The organism is Bacteroides sp. 519, from assembly GCF_010500955.1.
GTDB lineage: Bacteria > Bacteroidota > Bacteroidia > Bacteroidales > Bacteroidaceae > Bacteroides.
In genome coordinates, this window is record NZ_QVMJ01000140.1 from 1 (window position 1) to 310 (window position 310).

Consider the following 310-nt stretch of genomic DNA (forward strand, 5'->3'; position numbering starts at 1 on the left):
GGCTGCCGATCTGGAAAAGACTCCCTATACAATAACCATCGACGATAAAAAAGTTATTGAAGCAGAAACAATCAACTGTCCAGGAATCTGGGGTAGCACCAGTGTATGCTATACCTTGATCTTCCCAAGTGGTTAAGTCGGTCGATGTTACTGCACGCAATGCTACAGCATTTTCGTAAGTACGTTCATCGCCCATAACACCTACCGATTGTACAGGTAACAGCTATCAGGGGCTTTGTGAAATGATACGCCGGAAAACGGGCGGGCAGGATGGTATCTATTTTACTTATACCGAAGAAAACCCTATTTC

2 pseudogenes are annotated in these 310 nt (G+C 44.5%); one reads left to right on the forward strand and one right to left on the reverse strand.

From position 1 onward, the window contains the following. Positions 1–127: 127 nt before the first annotated feature. Positions 128–223, reverse strand: a pseudogene (locus D0T85_RS22245) (hypothetical protein); the annotation flags it as partial. Between D0T85_RS22245 and D0T85_RS22940 the strand changes: the two are divergent. Continuing rightward, positions 213–310: pseudogene (locus tag D0T85_RS22940) on the forward strand (hypothetical protein); the annotation flags it as partial. The pseudogenes D0T85_RS22245 and D0T85_RS22940 sit on opposite strands and share 11 nt — an antisense overlap.